This is a genomic window from Curtobacterium sp. PhB146 (genome assembly GCF_004342995.1).
GTDB lineage: Bacteria > Actinomycetota > Actinomycetes > Actinomycetales > Microbacteriaceae > Curtobacterium.
Window position 1 is genome coordinate 200541 of the sequence record NZ_SMBN01000003.1, and the last position, 17863, is coordinate 218403.

Genomic DNA, 17863 nt, shown 5'->3' on the forward strand with positions numbered 1-17863 from the left:
CGTGCACCTGGGTGTCCCGGTAGACTCGTCCGCCGTGACTCCTGCCGAACTCTCCGCCGCGTACCTGTCGATCCTGACCGGGATCGTCGAGCGACGAGGCGCGTCCGAGACCGTGACGATCGGGGACTCCCACGTGGTGCTCGAGCGTCCGAAGAACCGTGCGCACGGCGACTGGGCCTCGAACGCCGCCATGCAGCTCGCGAAGCGCATCGGCACGAACCCGCGCGAGCTCGCGACGGAGATCGCCGGCGAGCTGACCGAGCTCGACGGCGTGGCCTCGGTCGACGTCGCCGGCCCGGGGTTCATCAACATCACGCTCGAGGCCGCAGCGGCCGGTGAGATCGCCCGCACGATCGTCGAGGGCGGCGACGCCTTCGGGCACGGCGACCTGTACGACGGCGTCCGGATCAACCTGGAGTTCGTGTCGGCGAACCCGACCGGCCCGATCCACATGGGCGGCGTGCGCTGGGCGGCGGTCGGCGACAGCCTGGCCCGCGTGTTCCAGGCGCAGGGCGGCCTCGTCACCCGCGAGTACTACTTCAACGACCACGGCGCGCAGATCGACCGCTTCGCCCGCTCGCTCGTCGCGTCGGCGCTCGGTGAGCCCACGCCGGAGGACGGCTACGGCGGTGCGTACATCGCCGAGATCGCGGCCCGCGTCATCGCGACGCTCGACCCCTCGGTCGACGTGAAGGACCTGCCGCGCGACGAGGCGCAGGAACTCTTCCGGCGCGAGGGCGTCGACTTCATGTTCGCGGACATCAAGTCGTCGCTGCACGACTTCGGCGTGGACTTCGACGTCTACTTCCACGAGAACGCCCTGCACGAGTCGAAGGCCGTCGAGCGCGCCATCGCCCGACTGCGTTCGGCGGGCGTGATGTACGAGGCCGAGGGTGCCGAGTGGCTCCGCACGACCGACTTCGGCGACGACCGCGACCGCGTGGTCATCAAGTCCGACGGCGAGCCCGCGTACATCGCCGGCGACCTGGCGTACTACCTCGACAAGCGCGAGCGCGGCTTCGAGCGCAACCTGATCATGCTCGGTGCGGACCACCACGGCTACGTCGGCCGGATGATGGCGATGTGCGCCGCGTTCGGCGACGAGCCGGGCACGAACCTCGAGATCCTGATCGGGCAGATGGTCAACCTGCTCAAGGACGGCGAGCCCATGCGCATGTCCAAGCGCAACGGCACGATCGTCACGATGGAGGACCTCGTCGACGCCGTGGGGGTCGACGCCGGCCGGTACTCGCTCGTCCGGTTCGCCAGCGACACCGCAATCGACATCGACCTCGACCTGCTCACGAAGCGGACGAACGACAACCCGGTCTTCTACGTGCAGTACGCCCACGCACGCACCCAGTCCGTGGCCCGCAACGCCGAGGCCGCCGGGGTCGACCGCTCCGTGTTCGACGCCTCGCTGTTGACGCACGACTCCGAGGGTGCGCTGCTCGGCGCCCTCGCCGAGTACCCGCGCGTGGTGCGCCACGCCGCAGAGCTCCGCGAGCCGCACCGCATCGCCCGGTACATCGAGCAGCTCGCGGGCCTGTACCACCGCTGGTACGACGCCTGCCGCGTGACCCCGCTCGGCGACGAGCCGGTCACCGACCTGCACCGCACGCGCCTGTGGCTGAACGACGCCACCGGCCAGGTCGTCCGCAACGGCCTCGGCCTGCTCGGCGTGAGCGCTCCGTCCCGGATGTAGCGGAGCGGCGCCCCCCCCCGGAACCAGGTTCCGGACACAGCACCGCGGAATCCCGCGGTGCTGTGTCCGTTCCACGGTGTGGAAGAAACCCATCGCCCCGCCGCGCCCGCCCACCGGACGCACCCCGCGCCTCCAGGCAGGCTGACGGGACCACCTGGCAGGGTGGGACGCATGTCCGCCGCCACCGAACGCCCCCGCAAGCGCCGCCGCTGGCCCGTCGTCCTGATCGTGGTCGTCGTCGTGCTCGCCGCCCTCGTCGTGATCGCCGAGTTCGTGCTCCGCGGGGTCGTCGACCGCATCATCGCCCAGCAGGTCGAGCAGTCGCTGCCCGACGGCACCACGGGCCAGGTCGAGGCGCACGCCGACGGCATCGTCATCCCGCAGCTCATCGGGGGCACCCTCGACCAGGTCGAGATCACGTCCGAGAAGCTCACCGTCGACGGCATCCCGCTCGCCGCCGACGTCACCGCGAAGGACGTCCCCGTGGACGGCAAGGGCGACGTGCACGACGTCGACGGCACGGTCACACTGGCGTCGTCGAGCGTGAAGGACCTGTCGAAGTACAGCCCGCTGTTCGACCGGTTGTCCCTGGTGGACGGAGGCGTCGAGCTGTCCGGTTCCACGGCGGTGCTCGGCTACGACATCACCTACGCGGCGAAGGGCGACGTGGTCGCGCAGGACGACGGCCGCGGCATCACGATCACCCCGAAGAGCGTGCGGATCACGAACTCCGACCTCGGCCTCAAGGTGGACTCGATCCCCGGCGTCACGAACGTGCCGGTGCAGGTGTGCACGGCGCAGTTCCTGCCCGAGGCGCTCCGCGTGCGCTCGCTCGACGTCTCGAAGGCCGACGCGACGGTCCGCGTCACCGCGGACGCGCTGCCGCTCAACGAGCAGGGCCTGCAGACGGTCGGCAGCTGCGGCTGATCCCGTGGCTGCGTCACACGGACGGGAGGCCCGCCCCGCGTCGGTAGGATCGGGTCCCGTGAGCGAGAACCCCCTTGCACCGCCGCGACTGCGGTTCCCGACGGACGCCTCCGAGCTGGTGGACCGGATCTGGCCCGCGTCCGCGACGCGGACCGACGACGGCGACCTGGCGGTCGGCGGTGTCACCGCGACGGACCTCGTCCGGCAGTACGGCACCCCGCTGTACGTCGTCGACGAGCGTGACGTGCAGTCCCGTGCGGTCCGGGTGCGGAACGCGTTCACCGAGGCGTTCGAGGGCATCGGCACCCGGGCGCACGTCTACTACGCCGGCAAGGCGTTCCTGACGACCCAGGTCGTGGCGTGGATGGCCGAGGCCGACCTGCGCGTGGACGTCTGCACCGGCGGGGAGCTCGCGGTCGCCCTGGCCGCCGGGATCGACCCGGCGATGCTCGGCTTCCACGGCAACGACAAGTCCGACGCCGAGATCGCCCGCGCGGTCGAGGTCGGCGTGGGCACGATCGTGCTCGACAGCCACGAGGAGGTCCAGCGCGTCGCTCGCGCCGCTGCCGACGCCGGGGTCGTGCAGCGCGTCCGGATCCGCATCAACAGCGGCGTCCACGCGTCCACCCACGAGTACCTGGCGACCGCGCGCGAGGACCAGAAGTTCGGCATCCCGCTCACCGAGGCCGTCGCCGCGGCCGAGGCGGTGCGCGCCGAGTCGTCGCTCGTGTTCGTCGGGCTGCACTCGCACATCGGATCGCAGATCTTCGACGAGTCCGGGTTCCGCGAAGCCGCTCGACGCCTGATGGACGTGCACGCCACCCTCGTCGAGTCGGGCCCGGTGCCCGAGCTGAACCTCGGCGGCGGCTGGGGCATCGACTACACCGAGGCCGACTCCGCGTTCGCACCCGAGGACGTCGCCGACGCCCTCGCCGCGATCATCGCCGAGGCCTGCGCCGAGCGGAACATCCCGGTGCCCGAGGTCGCGGTCGAGCCCGGTCGCTACATCGTCGGGCCGGCGGGCATCACGCTCTACCGCGTCGGCACGATCAAGCCCGTCACGCTCGAGACCGGCGACGCGGACACCGGCCACGCCACCCGCACCTACGTGTCCGTCGACGGCGGGATGAGCGACAACGCCCGTCCTGCCCTGTACGGCGCCGACTACACCGCTCGCCTCGCCCGGACGTCCGAGGCGCCGGCCGTCCTCACCCGCGTCGTCGGGAAGCACTGCGAGAGCGGGGACATCGTGGTCAACGACGAGTACCTGCCGGGTGACGTCCAGCGGGGGGACCTGCTCGCCGTCGCAGCCACCGGGGCGTACTGCTGGGCGCTGTCGAGCAATTACAACCACGTGGGCCGCCCGCCGGTCGTCGCCGTGGCGGACGGCACAACCCGTATCCTCGTGCGGGGCGAGTCGATCGACGACCTCCTCGCCCGCGACACCGGGGTCCGCCCCGTGCCCCACGCCGGCACCGGTCGCTGACCCGACGAACAGGAACCAACTCCAGATGATCGAATACCGCAACGTCCGCGTCGCGCTGCTCGGGGCCGGCTCGGTCGGGTCCCAGGTCGCGCGGCTCCTGCTCGAGCACGCCGACGAACTCGCCTCGCGCGCCGGTGCCGGCCTCGAACTCGTCGGGATCGCCGTGCGCGACGTCGACGCCGCGCGCGACGTCGACCTGCCGAAGGACCTCTACACGACCGACGCCGAGTCGCTCATCCTCGGTGCCGACATCGTCGTCGAGCTGATCGGTGGCATCGAGCCCGCGCGCACGCTCGTGCTGCAGGCGCTGCAGTCCGGCGCGGACGTCGTGACCGGCAACAAGGCGCTCCTCGCGACCCACGGTCCGGAGCTCTTCGCGGTGGCCGAGCAGGTCGGCGCGCAGCTGTACTACGAGGCCGCCGTCGCCGGTGCGATCCCGATCATCCGACCGCTGCACGACTCGCTCGCCGGGGACCGCATCGAGCGGATCATGGGCATCGTCAACGGCACCACGAACTTCATCCTCGACCTGATGGACCGCGAGGGCGCGACGTTCGAGGACGCCCTGGCGACCGCGACCGAGCTCGGGTACGCCGAGGCCGACCCGACCGCCGACATCGAGGGCTACGACGCCGCGCAGAAGGCCGCGATCCTGGCCTCGCTGGCGTTCCACACCTCGGTGCCGCTCGCCGCCGTGCACCGCGAGGGCATCACCTCGGTCACCATCGAGCAGGTCCGCGCCGCGCGCAAGGCCGGCTACGTCGTGAAGATCCTGGCGACCGCCGAACGACTGACCGACGAGGACGGCCGCGAGGGCGTCAGCGCCCGCGTGTACCCGGCCCTCGTGCCGGAGTCGCACCCCCTGGCGAGCGTGCACGGCGCGAAGAACGCCGTGTTCGTCGAGGCCGAGGCCGCCGGCGACCTCATGTTCTACGGCGCCGGTGCCGGTGGCGTCGAGACCGCGTCCGCCGTCCTCGGCGACCTGGTGTCCGCCGCACGTCGGCACGTCATCGGCGGCCCGGGTGTCGCGGAGTCGACCCAGTCGGACCTGCCCGTCTTCCCGATCGGCACCGTGCGCACGCGTTACCAGATCACCCTGCACGTCACGGACGCCCCCGGCGTGCTGTCGACGGTCGCCGGCGTGCTCGCGAAGCACGGCGTGAGCGTCGAGACCGTCGAGCAGACCACCACGGGTGCCTCCGAGGGGACGGCAGCGCTCGTCATCGGGACGCACCTGGCGCGCGAAGCCGACCTGGCGGACACCGTCCGCACGCTCCGCGGCGAAGACGTGGTCCTGGACGTGACCAGCGTCCTGCGCTTCGTCGGCGCCTGACGCACCACGGGCCTCCAGGCCGACCGCGAACCACCACCAGACCGACCCACCGGACAGAGAGAGAAGCCTGATGGCCCACCAGTGGCAGGGAGTCCTGCGCGAGTACGCCGACCGACTCGACGTGACCGAGGCGACGCCGATCGTCACGCTCGGCGAGGGCGGCACGCCCCTCATCCCGGCTCGTCGGCTCTCCGAGCGCACCGGCGCCGAGGTCTACGTCAAGTTCGAGGGCATGAACCCGACCGGGTCCTTCAAGGACCGCGGCATGACGATGGCGATCTCGAAGGCCGTCGAGCACGGCGCGAAGGCCGTGATCTGCGCCTCGACCGGCAACACCAGCGCCTCGGCCGCCGCGTACGCCACGCACGCCGGCATCACCGCCGCGGTGCTCGTGCCCGAGGGCAAGATCGCCATGGGCAAGCTCAGCCAGGCCGTCGCCCACGACGCCCAGCTGCTGCAGGTCCAGGGCAACTTCGACGACTGCCTCGACATCGCCCGCGACCTGGCGGCGAACTACCCGGTGCACCTCGTCAACTCGGTCAACAACGACCGCATCGAGGGCCAGAAGACCGCTGCGTTCGAGGTCGTCGACGTCCTCGGCGACGCCCCGGACTTCCACTTCCTGCCGGTCGGCAACGCGGGCAACTACACCGCGTACTCCCGTGGCTACCGCGAGGACGTGGCCGCCGGTCGCACGACGAAGCTCCCGCGCATGTTCGGGTTCCAGGCCGCCGGTTCCGCACCGATCGTCCGTGGCGAGGTCGTCAAGAACCCCGACACCATCGCCTCCGCGATCCGCATCGGCAACCCGGCCTCGTGGCAGTTCGCCCTCGAGGCCCGCGACGAGACCGACGGCTACTTCGGCGCGATCTCGGACGAGGCGATCCTCGCCGCGCACCACATCCTGTCGGCCGAGGTCGGCGTCTTCGTCGAGCCCGCTTCGGCCATCGGTGTCGCCGGGCTGCTCGAGCGTGCCGACGCCGGCGTCGTGCCGAAGGGCGCGAAGGTCGTCATCACCGTCACCGGCCACGGCCTGAAGGACCCGCAGTGGGCCCTGCGCACCGAGGACGGCAGCGAGGTCACCCCGACGAGCGTGCCGGTCGACACCAAGTCGATCGCGGACGTGCTCGGACTGGTCGCGGCGCAGTGAGCCCCGACCGCTCGTCCGGACCGGGGGAGGGCGTCACCGCCCACAGTGCTGTACCGGCCGGACGGGCGGTCCACGCTGTGCCCGCCGGGCGGGCGGCCCACGTGTTGCCCGCCGGACGGGCCGTGCGCGTCCGCGTGCCGGCGACGTCCGCCAACCTCGGACCGGGGTTCGACTCGCTCGGTCTCGCGCTCTCGCTGTACGACGAGGTCGTCGTCCGGGTCCGTCCGGAACCCGGCGCCACCGTCACGGTGCAGGGCGTCGGTGCCGGCGAGGTCGCCACCGACGACACGAACCTGGTCGTGCGTGCCGTCCGCCGCGGCCTCGAGCACGCCGGCGTCGACCAGCCCGGCCTCGAGCTGCACGCCACGAACGCGATCCCGCACGGCCGCGGGCTCGGTTCCTCGGCGGCCGCGATCGTCGCCGGTCTGATGGCGGCCCGCGGGCTGCTCGAGGGCATCGTCGACCTGGACGCCTCGACCCTGCTCAGCCTGGCCACCGAGATGGAGGGGCACCCGGACAACGTCGCCCCCGCACTCTTCGGTGGGCTCACCATCGCGTGGATGACGGCCGAGGGACCCGCGTACAAGCGCCTCCTGGTGCACCGCGGCGTCGCACCGGTCGTGTTCGTGCCGACGTCCACGCTGTCGACGAAGCTCGCCCGCTCCCTGCAGCCCGAGAACGTCCCGCACGCCGACGCCGCGTTCAACGTCTCCCGTTCCGCGCTGCTCGTCGCCGCGCTCATCCAGAGCCCCGAGCTCCTGCTCGCCGCGACCGAGGACCGCCTGCACCAGGCGTACCGGGCGAGCGCGATGCCGGAGACCGACGCACTGATCGGCCTGCTCCGGCAGCACGGCCTCGCGGCCGTCGTGTCGGGGGCGGGACCGAGCCTGCTCGTGCTCGGCAGCGACCCGGCACAACGGCTCACGGCCGCGGATCTCGTCGCCCGACACGGGGAATCCGACTGGCGCGCGCTCATGCTGGCCGTCGATCTCGGTGGTGCTACAGTGGTGGCGCACTCGGCGCTCGAAGCCGAACCCGCGTAACCGCACGGTATGCCCGTCCTCAAGGACAGCGCCTGCGACGTCGCAGGGTCCGGCGCGCGGGTGTGCATCTCTTTCTGATCACCGAATCCCGGTCCGTCGTCTGAACGGCGGTCGATGCATACCCGTGCATCCGGGACGGTGGAAACTCTCCGCGTTCTGCGGTTCGAAAGGAAACACCGACCTTGACCGACAACAACTCCACCCCGGTGGAGATCCCCAGCGACCTGCGCGCCCTCCGCCTGCCGGAACTCCAGCGCATCGCCTCCTCGCTCGGCATCACCGGGCTCTCCAAGCTCCGCAAGGGCGACCTCATCGCCTCCATCGAGGACAAGCGCCCCGTCACGGACGACGTCCCCGCTGCGGCAGCGCCCGCCACGACCCCCGCCGCGGCGCCGGTGACCGAGCAGCCGACGCTGCCGGAGCCCGCCGCCGAGGCACCGACCGCTCCGGTCGCCGACCCCGAGGCACCCGCCGTCGAGTCCGAGCCGGCCGCGCCGTCGCGTGCCCGCCGTTCGCGCCGTGCGTCCTCCGGTGGCACCGTGAACGCCGGCCCGACCTCGGCCGCCGAGCACACCAACGCCGGCCACACCGGCACCGAGGACCTGCTCGCGGGCCTCGACCAGGTGCGTGCCGAGAAGGACGCCCAGGAAGCCGCCCAGACGCAGACCGGTGGGCAGCGTCGCGGCCGCGGCCAGCGCGGCGCCGACCAGCAGGCCCAGCAGCCGAACGAGTCGGCCGACCAGCAGACGCCGACCTCGGCACCCGCCCAGACCGACCAGCAGGCCCGCAGCGACCAGCAGGCGCGGACCGAGCAGCAGACGCGGACCGAGCAGCAGAGCACCGACGGCGAGTCGCAGGACCAGTCCGGTGCCGCCGACTCCGGCGAGCAGCACGACCAGAACGACCAGAACGGCGAGGGCGGTTCGCGTCGCGGCCGTCGCAGCCGTGGTCGCGGTCGTGGCCGTGGGCAGAACGCCGAGAACGGCGAGCAGAACGGCGAGCAGCAGGACGGCCAGCAGCACCAGCAGGGCGGCCAGCAGAAGCAGAACGGCGGCGACCAGCAGAAGCAGGCCGACGCCAAGCAGGCCGACGCGAAGCAGGGCGACGCCAAGCAGCGCGACCAGAAGCAGGACGACCGCGCCGAGCAGAAGCAGCAGGCGGCGAACCAGCAGAAGCAGAACGGTCAGCAGAAGCAGGGCCAGCAGGCCCAGCAGAACGCCGACGACACCGAGGGCGGCCGCAGCCGTCGCCAGCGTGACCGCAAGCGCGGCCGTGGCGGCCAGAACGACGACTTCGAGCCCGAGGTCACCGAGGACGACGTCCTGATCCCGATCGCGGGCATCCTCGACGTCCTCGACAACTACGCGTTCGTCCGCACCACCGGCTACCTGCCCGGACCGAACGACGTCTACGTCTCCCTCGGCCAGGTGAAGAAGTACCACCTGCGCAAGGGCGACGCCGTCGTCGGTTCGATCAAGCAGCCCCGTGACAACGAGCAGCAGAGCCGTCAGAAGTACAACGCGCTCGTGACCGTCGACTCGGTCAACGGCCAGACCGCCGAAGAAGCAGCGGCCCGTGTCGACTTCTCGGACCTCACCCCGCTGTACCCGAACGAGCGCCTGCGTCTCGAGACGGAGCCGGGCAAGCTGAGCACCCGCATCATCGACCTCGTGTCGCCGATCGGCAAGGGCCAGCGCGGCCTCATCGTCTCGCCGCCCAAGGCCGGCAAGACCGTCGTGCTGCAGGCCATCGCCAACGCCGTCGCGAAGAACAACCCCGAGGCGCACCTCATGGTCGTCCTCGTCGACGAGCGGCCCGAAGAGGTCACCGACATGCAGCGCACGGTGAAGGGTGAGGTCATCGCCTCGACCTTCGACCGTCCGGCCGAGGACCACACCACGGTCGCCGAGCTCGCCATCGAGCGTGCGAAGCGCCTGGTGGAGCTGGGCCACGACGTCGTGCTGCTGCTCGACTCGATCACCCGTCTGGGCCGTGCCTACAACCTGTCGACCCCGGCGTCGGGCCGCGTGCTCTCCGGTGGCGTCGACTCGGCGGCGCTCTACCCGCCGAAGCGCTTCTTCGGTGCGGCGCGCAACATCGAGGACGGCGGCTCGCTGACCATCCTCGCCACCGCGCTCGTCGAGACGGGTTCCAAGATGGACGAGGTCATCTTCGAGGAGTTCAAGGGCACCGGCAACATGGAGCTCCGCCTGAACCGTCACCTGGCGGACAAGCGGATCTTCCCGGCCGTCGATGTCAACGCCTCCGGTACCCGTCGCGAGGAGCAGCTGCTCTCCGCCGACGAGGTCAAGATCACCTGGCGTCTGCGCCGAGCCCTCGCCGGGCTCGACCCGCAGCAGGCCCTCGAGATCGTGCTGCGGAACCTCAAGGAGACGCAGTCGAACGTCGAGTTCCTGGTGCAGGTGCAGAAGTCGGTCCCGACGACCGGCGGCGCTCACCACAACGGTCACCAGGAGTAACGCGTGTTCGAGTCGGTGGCAGGGCTGCTGGCGGAACACGAGGACCTGACGCAGCAGCTGTCGGACCCCGCGCTCCACGCCGATGCGGCCCGGGCGAAGAAGGTGAACCGGCGCTACGCCGAGCTCAACCAGATCAAGTCCGCGTACGAGTCCTGGCAGGCGGCGGGGGACGACCTCGCCGCCGCCCAGGAGCTCGCGCGTGAGGACTCGGCGTTCGCGGACGAGGTCCCCGGGCTCGAGGAGCAGTTGGCGGAGCGCCAGGAGCGTCTCCGCCGGCTGCTCATCCCGCGCGACCCCGACGACGGGCGCGACGTGATCATGGAGATCAAGGGCGGCGAGGGCGGCGAGGAATCGGCGCTGTTCGCGGCCGACCTCCTGCGCATGTACTCGCACTACGCCGAGACCAAGGGCTGGAAGGTCGAACTCCTCGAGCGCACCGAGTCCGACCTGGGTGGCTACAAGGACGTCCAGGTCGCGATCAAGTCGAACACGACCGACCCGTCGCAGGGCGTCTGGGCGCACCTGAAGTACGAGGGCGGCGTGCACCGTGTGCAGCGCGTGCCGCAGACCGAGTCGCAGGGGCGCATCCACACCTCGACGACCGGCGTGCTGGTGTTCCCCGAGGTCGACGAGCCCGAAGAGGTCGCGATCAACCAGAACGACCTGAAGATCGACGTGTACCGGTCCTCCGGTCCCGGCGGGCAGTCCGTCAACACGACGGACTCCGCGGTCCGCATCACCCACCTGCCCACGGGCATCACGGTGGCGATGCAGAACGAGAAGTCGCAGCTGCAGAACCGTGAGGCCGGCATGCGCGTGCTCCGCGCACGCATCCTCGCGCGGCAGCAGGAGGAGCTCGACGCGATCGCCTCGGACGCGCGCAAGTCGCAGATCCGCGGGATGGACCGTTCGGAGCGCATCCGGACGTACAACTTCCCGGAGAACCGGATCGCGGACCACCGCACCGGCTACAAGGCGTACGACCTGGACCGCGTCATGAACGGTGCGCTCGAGCCCGTCGTCCAATCCGCCATCCAGGCGGACGAAGAGGCACGTCTGGCCGCCATCGGCGACCAGGACGCGTAACCGCTCACCCCGCCTGGAGGCCCGGCTCGTGTCCGACACGCCCCTCACGTTCGCCGCGGATCGCCTGCTCGAGCAGGCGGCCGCGGCGCTCGTCGCGTCCGGCGTCCCGACGCCCCAGGTCGACGCCGAGCTGCTGCTCGCGTGGGCGACCGACACCTCGCGCGGTGCGGTACAGGCCCGCGCGATGACCGGCGGCGCGATCGCTCCGGAGCACGTCGAGCGCTTCCGGCACGCGATCGCCCGGCGGAGCACCCGCGAGCCGCTGCAGCACATCACCGGGCAGGCGTACTTCCGAGCGCTGACCCTGGCGGTCGGACCCGGCGTGTTCGTGCCCCGTCCCGAGACCGAGGGCGTCGTGCAGTTCGGCATCGACGCGCTCCGAGCCGTCGCGGTGCCGGCGCCGATCGCTGTCGACCTCGGCTCCGGCAGCGGTGCGATCGCCATCGCCATGGACACCGAGGTGCCGAACGCCGTCGTGTACGCCGTCGAACGGTCGCCCGAGGCCCTGCCCTGGACTCGCCGGAACACCGACGCCCACGGCGGCACGGTGCGACTCGTCGAGGGCGACCTCGCCGACGCGCTGCCCGAACTCGACGGCACCGTGTCCGTCGTGGTGTCGAACCCGCCGTACGTGCCGGACGACGCGATCCCGATCGACCCCGAGGTCCGCGACCACGACCCCGCGATGGCGCTGTACGGCGGACCGGACGGCCTCGACGCCGTGCGCGCCCTGGCCGAGACGGCGTGGCGGTTGCTCGTGCCCGGCGGGGTGCTCGTCATCGAGCACGCCGAGCCGCAGGGCGCCGGCGTCCGCGAGGTCCTGGCGCGTCGGGGGTTCCGGACCCCGGAGACGCACGTCGACCTGACGGGTCGCGACCGCACGACCACCGCGACCCGGTAGGCGGACGCACCCCGGGCCTCCCGGTCGGTGTGTCGGTCAGGCGACGGGGGAGGCCTCGCGCTGCTGCGCGACGAAGGCGCGGACGTGCTCGCGCAGGTCGGTGTCGCGCTCGACCAGGACCGCGTGGATGCCGACGCTCCGGGCACCCGCGATGTTCTCCGGCATGTCGTCGGCGAAGAACGTGCGCTCGGCGGGCACGTCGTGGTGCTCGAGCGCGCGGAGGAAGACCTCGGGCTCGGGCTTGCGGGCGCCGAAGTTGCTCGACGTGTCCAGGTGCTCGCCGAACAGCCCCGGCAGTGACGGTGCCCACTGGTGGATCCACCGACCCGCGAGCGGCCCGTTGTTGGTGAGCAGGCCGACACGCCCGTGCTCGCTCGCGATCCGGACGGCCTCGATGCGCTCCGGCAGCTCGGTCATCGCGGAGCCGCGGATCCGGGCCCACTCGGCCTCCGGGACGTCGCACTCCATCGCCCGCTCGAACGCGGCGAGGTACTCGTCGCCGTCGGCGAAGCCACCGGCCTCGGCACGCATCTCGTGGCCGCAGTCCCACCAGCGGCGTCGGAGCTCCTCGAACTCGTGTCCGGTGAACTCGGAGAGTGCGGCCATCCGCACCTGCCAGTCGTACCGGACCAGGACGTCGTCCATGTCGAAGAGGAACAGGAGGTGGGGCGCAGGGGTCTCGTTCACGATGTCCTCCATTGTGTCGCACTATCATCGTCGAGTCATGGCATCCCGATACGACTGCACCGACTCCGACGGGCTCCTGACCGGGATGCGGCTCGCACGTGCCGCCCTCGGGCGCGGAGACCTCGTCGTCGTCCCCACCGACACCGTCTACGGCCTCGCCGCGGACGCCTTCAACGCGGTCGCCGTCCAGCGGCTGCTCGACGCGAAGGGCCGGACGCGGCAGTCGCCGCCGCCGGTGTTGATCCCCGGCCCGCCGACGCTCGACGCGCTCGCGAGCGACGTGCCGCAGCAGGTGCGCGACCTCGTCGCCGAGTTCTGGCCCGGCGGCCTGACCGTGATCCTGCGCGCGCAACCGTCGCTCGACTGGGACCTCGGCGAGACGCGGGGCACGGTCGCCCTGCGGATGCCGGACTCGCGGATCGCGCTCGAGCTCCTGCAAGAGGTCGGTCCGCTCGCGGTCTCGTCCGCGAACTCGACCGGCGACCCGGCCGCGATGGACGTCGATGCCGCGGAGCGGATGCTCGGCGACAGCGTCGCCGTGTACCTGGACGGCGGCGCGATCGGGGAGCACGAGGGCTTCGAAGCCTCCACCGGCTCGACGATCGTCGACGCGACGGGGCTGTCGGACGGCGGGAAGCTCCGCATCGTCCGACACGGGGTGATCTCCGACGACGAGATCATCCGGGTCGTCGGAGCCGACCTCGTCGGATGAAGTACTACCTGCTGGCGGGGGCGATCGCCGCGGTCGTGAGCTTCCTGGTCAGCGTGCTGGTGTGGAAACTCGGGCTGAAGTACAAGTGGTACCCCCAGGTCCGCGAGCGCGACGTGCACCGCACGCCGACTCCGCGCCTCGGCGGGATCGCGATGTACATCGGCGTCATCGTGTCGCTGTTGGCGGCGTGGTTCCTGTTCCCGTCGATCGCGGGGACCGACTACTTCCGGCTCGTGTTCTCCGAACCCGGGCGCGTGCTGGCGGTGCTCGGGGGCGCGACGATCATCGTGGTGCTGGGTGTCGCTGACGACATCTGGGACCTCGACTGGATGACGAAGCTCGCCGGGCAGATCATCGCCGCGGGCATCCTCGCCTGGCAGGGCGTCGCGATCGTGTCGCTGCCGATCGGCAACACCCTGGGCGTGGGCTCGTCGTACATGAGCCTGATCTTCACGGTGCTGGCGGTGGTGCTCGTGATGAACGCGGTGAACTTCATCGACGGACTCGACGGCCTGGTCGCCGGGGTCGCGATCATCGCCGGCGGGGTGTTCTTCCTCTACACGTTCTTCATCAACCGCGTGGTCGTGCAGACCGAGTTCTTCTTCAACCTGCCGTCACTGCTGACGGCGGTGCTCGTCGGGTCCTGCTTCGGGTTCCTCATCCTCAACTGGCACCCGGCGAAGCTCTTCATGGGCGACGCCGGAGCGCTGCTCGTCGGCTTCCTGATGGCCACGAGCGCGGTGTCGGTCACGGGCAACATCGACCCCGCCGCAGTGCAGACACGCCAGGCGCTGCTGCCGGCGTTCATCCCGATCCTGCTGCCCTTCGCGATCCTGATCGTGCCGATCCTGGACTTCGGCCTGGCGGTCACCCGGCGGCTCAGCGCCGGCAAGTCACCGTTCTCGGCCGACCGCAAGCACCTGCACCACCGTCTGCTCGACATGGGGCACTCGCACTTCCACGCCGTCCTGATCTTCTACGCGTGGACCGCCACCGTCGCGGTCGGGTGCCTGCTGTTCCTGTTCGTGGACTGGTACTGGGTGGTCGCCTTCGTCGCGGTCGGCTTCACCGTGTGCGCCGTCGCCACGTTCGCGCCGCTCGGCCGGAAGCGCACCGAGATCGCTGCCCAGACCGCCAACCGTTCCGCCGCCGTGGTGGACGCCAGCCTCGACCCGCTCGACCGGGCCGCCAACGACCGCACGATCCCAGGAGACATCACGTGACCGCACCGAACGCGCTCGACCACGTCCGGCCGGTGTTCCGCCGCATCATCACGTGGGGCGCCGTGCTCGCGGTCGCCCTGGCGATCGTCGGGGGAGTCGTGGGGCTGCTCGTCGCCGACACCCCCGGGCTCGTCGGCGGCCTGCTCGGAGCCGTGCTCAGCGTGGTGTTCCTCGGCCTCACCGCGGTCAGTGTCCTCGTCGCGCTGCGTGTGTCCAAGGGGCAGATGATCTCCGGGGCCTTCTTCGGCATCGTGATGGGCACCTGGCTGCTCAAGTTCATCGTCTTCATCGTGCTGCTCGTGGCGCTGAAGGACCGCACCTGGGTGGACTTCCCGGTGCTCGCGATCGTGATCATCGCGGGGGTCGTCGGGTCCCTGGTCATCGACGTCGTCGCGGTGGCGAAGGCCCGCATCCCGATCGGCGTGCAGCTGCCCGGCGACGGGTCCGGTGGCTCCGCGGACGCTGAGAACCCGACCCCCCGCAACTGAGAAGCCGGGAAGCCTCTCGCACCTGATAGGCTTCTCGGAGTCCGTCACCGGAGCCTTTCGCTCGGAGCGGGCAAGCCTCCACAACGTCCACCATCGCGTGCCATGATGTGCGCGCGCCGACACAGGAGACAGCGCTGCTATCCCACGCTCTTCCCCTGTCCCTCTCTGCTGCGGTTGACACCGTTGCGGCGGGGAGCAGCAAGGCCGCCGAGTTCCATGGTCCGTCGATCAACGAGTTCTTCCCGGATGCGATCTTCTTCGCAGGGACGCCGTTCGAGATCGATCGGGTCGTCCTCATCCGCTTCTTCGCCGTCGCCGTGCTCCTGGTGTTCGCCTTCGTGGGAACCCGCGCGCTGAAGCTCGTCCCGAACCGCGGTCAGGCGTTCATCGAGTACGCGTTCGACGTCGTTCGTCGCAACACCTTCGACAACCTCGGAGAGAAGGACGGCAAGCGATTCCTGCCGCTCCTGGCGACGATCTTCTTCGGCGTGCTGTTCATGAACCTGACCGGTCTGATCCCGGGCATGAACCTCGCCGGCACCAGTCGCATCGCGATGCCGATGATCCTCGCGATCGTCGCCTACGTCGCGTTCATCTACGCCGGCCTCCGCAAGCACCCGGGCACGTTCCTCCGGAACTCGCTCTTCCCGCCCGGGGTGCCGTGGTTCCTCTACATCATCGTGACCCCGATCGAGCTCGTCTCGACCTTCGTGCTCCGTCCGGTGACGCTCACCCTGCGACTCCTGATGAACATGGTCGTCGGGCACCTGCTGCTCGTCCTGTTCTTCTCGGCCACGCAGTTCTTCTTCTTCGACGCTTCGCTCGGCTTCAAGGCCTTCGGCGTCGGGACCCTCGCGTTCGGCATCGCGTTCAGCTTCTTCGAGATCCTCGTCGCGCTGCTGCAGGCCTACGTCTTCATGCTCCTCACCGCCGTCTACATCCAGCTGGCGCTGGCTGACGAGCACTGATTCCTCACTGACCCCCTACGGGACCGGCAACCGTCGGACCCGCACCTCGAAAGGAAAACACGTGGACGCAACGACCGTTCTCGCGGAGATCAACGGCAACATCGCGACGGTTGGCTACGGCCTCGCTGCGATCGGCCCGGCCATCGGTGTCGGCATCGTCGTCGGCAAGACGATCGAGTCCGTCGCCCGCCAGCCCGAGCTCCAGGGCCGCCTGACGACCCTCATGTACATCGGTATCGCCTTCACCGAGGCCCTGGCCTTCATCGGCATCGCCACGTACTTCATCTTCACCAACTAAGGTTCCTCGATGCACAACGCACTCATCATCGCGGCGGAGGAGACGCACAACCCCCTCATTCCGCCGGTGTACGACATCGTGTGGTCCGCGGTGGCCTTCGTCATCATCTTCCTGGTGATGTGGCGTGTCGTCACGCCGCGCATCACGAAGATGCTCGATGAGCGCACTGAGGCCATCGAGGGTGGCATCAAGAAGGCAGAGGCTGCTCAGGAGCAGGCCGCTGCTGCGCTCGACGAGTACAACAAGCAGCTCGCCGACGCCCGCTCCGAGGCGTCCCGCATCCGTGAGCAGGCCCGCGCCGACGCCACGGCGATCGGCAACGAGGTCCGCGAGCAGGCAGCGGCCGATGCAGCACGCATCACGGCCAACGCCCAGGCGCAGATCGAAGCCGAGCGTCAGAGCGCCGTCCAGTCCCTCCGGTCCGAGGTGGGCACCCTTGCCCTCGACCTCGCGTCCGGTGTGATCGGCGAATCGCTCAAGGACGACGCCAAGTCGTCGGCAGTCGTCGACCGCTTCCTCGCCGACCTCGAGGCCTCGCAGGCCACGAAGACGGGGGAGCACTGAGCATGCGCAGCGCTACCAGAGAAGCACTCGCGTCCACCAGGGCGGTGCTCTCGGACCTCGGTTCGAGCGCCGACCTGGCCGTGGGTGCCGAGATCCTCGCCTCCGGGCGTGCGATCGCCGGTGCGCCGCAGCTGCTCGGGCTGCTGTCCGACCCGACGGCCGACCCGGCCGGCAAGAAGGTCCTCATCGACCGCGTCTTCGCCGGTCAGTCGCACGCGACTCGTGCGGTCCTGACCGCGGTGGCCGGCTCGCGCTGGTCCTCGCACCAGGACCTGCTCGCCGGCATCGAGGACGCGGGCATCCGCGCCGTCGCCGCCACCGCGGGTACCGACTCGCCGATCGAGTCCGAGCTGTTCGCCTTCGAGACCGCTGTCCGTTCGGACGCCGGCCTCGAGCTGGCACTCGGCACGAAGCTCGGCAGCGCGGAGCAGAAGGGCGCGCTCGTCGAGCGGCTCCTCGGCCCCAAGGCGTCGCAGCAGACCGTGACGATCGTCTCCGCGCTCGTGCAGCAGCCTCGCGGCCGCCGCATCGGTGAACTCGTCCGCGATGCCTCGCGCATCGTGGCCGAGCAGGACGGCAAGCTCGTCGCGACCGTGGTCACCGCCACGGCACTCACGACCGCCCAGTCGGCACGCGTTGCACGCGGGCTGGCCGAGCGCTACGGCAAGGACATCAGCATCAACCAGGTCGTCGACCCCACGGTCGTCGGCGGGGTCCGGGTGCAGATCGGCGGCGACGTCATCGACGGCACCGTGTCCACGCGGCTCTCGGAGCTCCGGCTCCAGCTCGCCGGCTAGGCGTACGGTCGAAGC

At 70.6% G+C, this 17863-nt stretch carries 17 protein-coding genes; 16 read left to right on the forward strand and 1 reads right to left on the reverse strand.

Features of this window, described 5'->3' with window-relative positions; all coding sequences use genetic code 11:
• Positions 1-34 precede the first annotated feature (34 nt).
• The 9 genes from argS to prmC all read left to right on the forward strand — a co-directional run bounded on the left by argS (position 35) and on the right by prmC (position 12111).
• Positions 35-1705: an arginine--tRNA ligase gene (gene argS / locus EDF33_RS13090; RefSeq protein ID WP_132100269.1), complete on the forward strand. Its 1671-nt coding sequence runs from the start codon at positions 35-37 to the stop codon at positions 1703-1705.
• Between the two features lie 171 nt (positions 1706-1876).
• A complete protein-coding gene (locus tag EDF33_RS13095; RefSeq protein ID WP_132100270.1) occupies positions 1877-2632 on the forward strand; it encodes an LmeA family phospholipid-binding protein in 756 nt (251 codons plus the stop codon).
• 58 nt (positions 2633-2690) lie between these two features.
• Complete coding sequence (lysA, locus tag EDF33_RS13100) at positions 2691-4118, forward strand: diaminopimelate decarboxylase (RefSeq protein WP_132100271.1); 1428 nt, start codon at positions 2691-2693, stop codon at positions 4116-4118.
• A gap of 25 nt (positions 4119-4143) precedes the next feature.
• Positions 4144-5451: a homoserine dehydrogenase gene (locus tag EDF33_RS13105; protein WP_123339754.1), complete on the forward strand. Its 1308-nt coding sequence runs from the start codon at positions 4144-4146 to the stop codon at positions 5449-5451.
• 70 nt (positions 5452-5521) lie between these two features.
• The gene (thrC, locus tag EDF33_RS13110; RefSeq protein WP_123294272.1) at positions 5522-6601 is read left to right on the forward strand and encodes a threonine synthase; all 1080 of its coding nucleotides are present in this window, start codon (positions 5522-5524) and stop codon (positions 6599-6601) included.
• 101 nt (positions 6602-6702) lie between these two features.
• Positions 6703-7644, forward strand: a complete 942-nt coding sequence (gene thrB / locus EDF33_RS13115; protein ID WP_132100272.1) for a homoserine kinase — start codon at positions 6703-6705, stop codon at positions 7642-7644.
• 182 nt (positions 7645-7826) lie between these two features.
• Positions 7827-10124, forward strand: a complete 2298-nt coding sequence (gene rho / locus EDF33_RS13120) for a transcription termination factor Rho (RefSeq protein ID WP_132100273.1) — start codon at positions 7827-7829, stop codon at positions 10122-10124.
• 3 nt (positions 10125-10127) lie between these two features.
• A complete protein-coding gene (prfA, locus tag EDF33_RS13125; protein WP_111083862.1) occupies positions 10128-11210 on the forward strand; it encodes a peptide chain release factor 1 in 1083 nt (360 codons plus the stop codon).
• Between the two features lie 28 nt (positions 11211-11238).
• Positions 11239-12111, forward strand: a complete 873-nt coding sequence (gene prmC / locus EDF33_RS13130) for a peptide chain release factor N(5)-glutamine methyltransferase (RefSeq protein ID WP_132100274.1) — start codon at positions 11239-11241, stop codon at positions 12109-12111.
• 36 nt (positions 12112-12147) lie between these two features.
• On the opposite strand, the gene EDF33_RS13135 is transcribed toward prmC, so the two are convergent.
• Positions 12148-12798, reverse strand: coding sequence for an HAD family phosphatase (locus tag EDF33_RS13135; protein WP_165918819.1), 651 nt, complete (start codon positions 12796-12798; stop codon positions 12148-12150).
• Between the two features lie 37 nt (positions 12799-12835).
• On the opposite strand from EDF33_RS13135, the gene EDF33_RS13140 reads away from it, so the two are divergent.
• From EDF33_RS13140 to EDF33_RS13170, 7 genes are all read left to right on the forward strand, one after another.
• Positions 12836-13510: an L-threonylcarbamoyladenylate synthase gene (locus tag EDF33_RS13140; protein WP_132100276.1), complete on the forward strand. Its 675-nt coding sequence runs from the start codon at positions 12836-12838 to the stop codon at positions 13508-13510.
• Positions 13507-14733, forward strand: coding sequence for an MraY family glycosyltransferase (locus tag EDF33_RS13145; RefSeq protein ID WP_111083866.1), 1227 nt, complete (start codon positions 13507-13509; stop codon positions 14731-14733). The genes EDF33_RS13140 and EDF33_RS13145 overlap by 4 nt, the downstream gene beginning before the upstream one ends.
• Positions 14730-15221 (forward strand): hypothetical protein, encoded by a 492-nt coding sequence (locus EDF33_RS13150; protein WP_123294279.1) that lies wholly within the window; start codon positions 14730-14732, stop codon positions 15219-15221. Before EDF33_RS13145 ends, EDF33_RS13150 begins: the two co-directional genes overlap by 4 nt.
• 155 nt (positions 15222-15376) lie before the next feature.
• On the forward strand, positions 15377-16189 hold the full coding sequence (atpB, locus tag EDF33_RS13155; RefSeq protein WP_111084153.1) for a F0F1 ATP synthase subunit A: 813 nt from the start codon (positions 15377-15379) through the stop codon (positions 16187-16189).
• A gap of 61 nt (positions 16190-16250) precedes the next feature.
• The gene (atpE, locus tag EDF33_RS13160; protein WP_027465781.1) at positions 16251-16487 is read left to right on the forward strand and encodes an ATP synthase F0 subunit C; all 237 of its coding nucleotides are present in this window, start codon (positions 16251-16253) and stop codon (positions 16485-16487) included.
• A gap of 9 nt (positions 16488-16496) precedes the next feature.
• Positions 16497-17051 carry a F0F1 ATP synthase subunit B gene (locus EDF33_RS13165; protein ID WP_123294280.1) on the forward strand — a complete coding sequence of 185 codons (555 nt, stop codon included), beginning with the start codon at positions 16497-16499 and terminating at the stop codon, positions 17049-17051.
• Positions 17052-17053: 2 nt separating this feature from the next.
• Positions 17054-17848, forward strand: a complete 795-nt coding sequence (locus EDF33_RS13170; RefSeq protein ID WP_132100277.1) for a F0F1 ATP synthase subunit delta — start codon at positions 17054-17056, stop codon at positions 17846-17848.
• Positions 17849-17863: the final 15 nt, after the last annotated feature.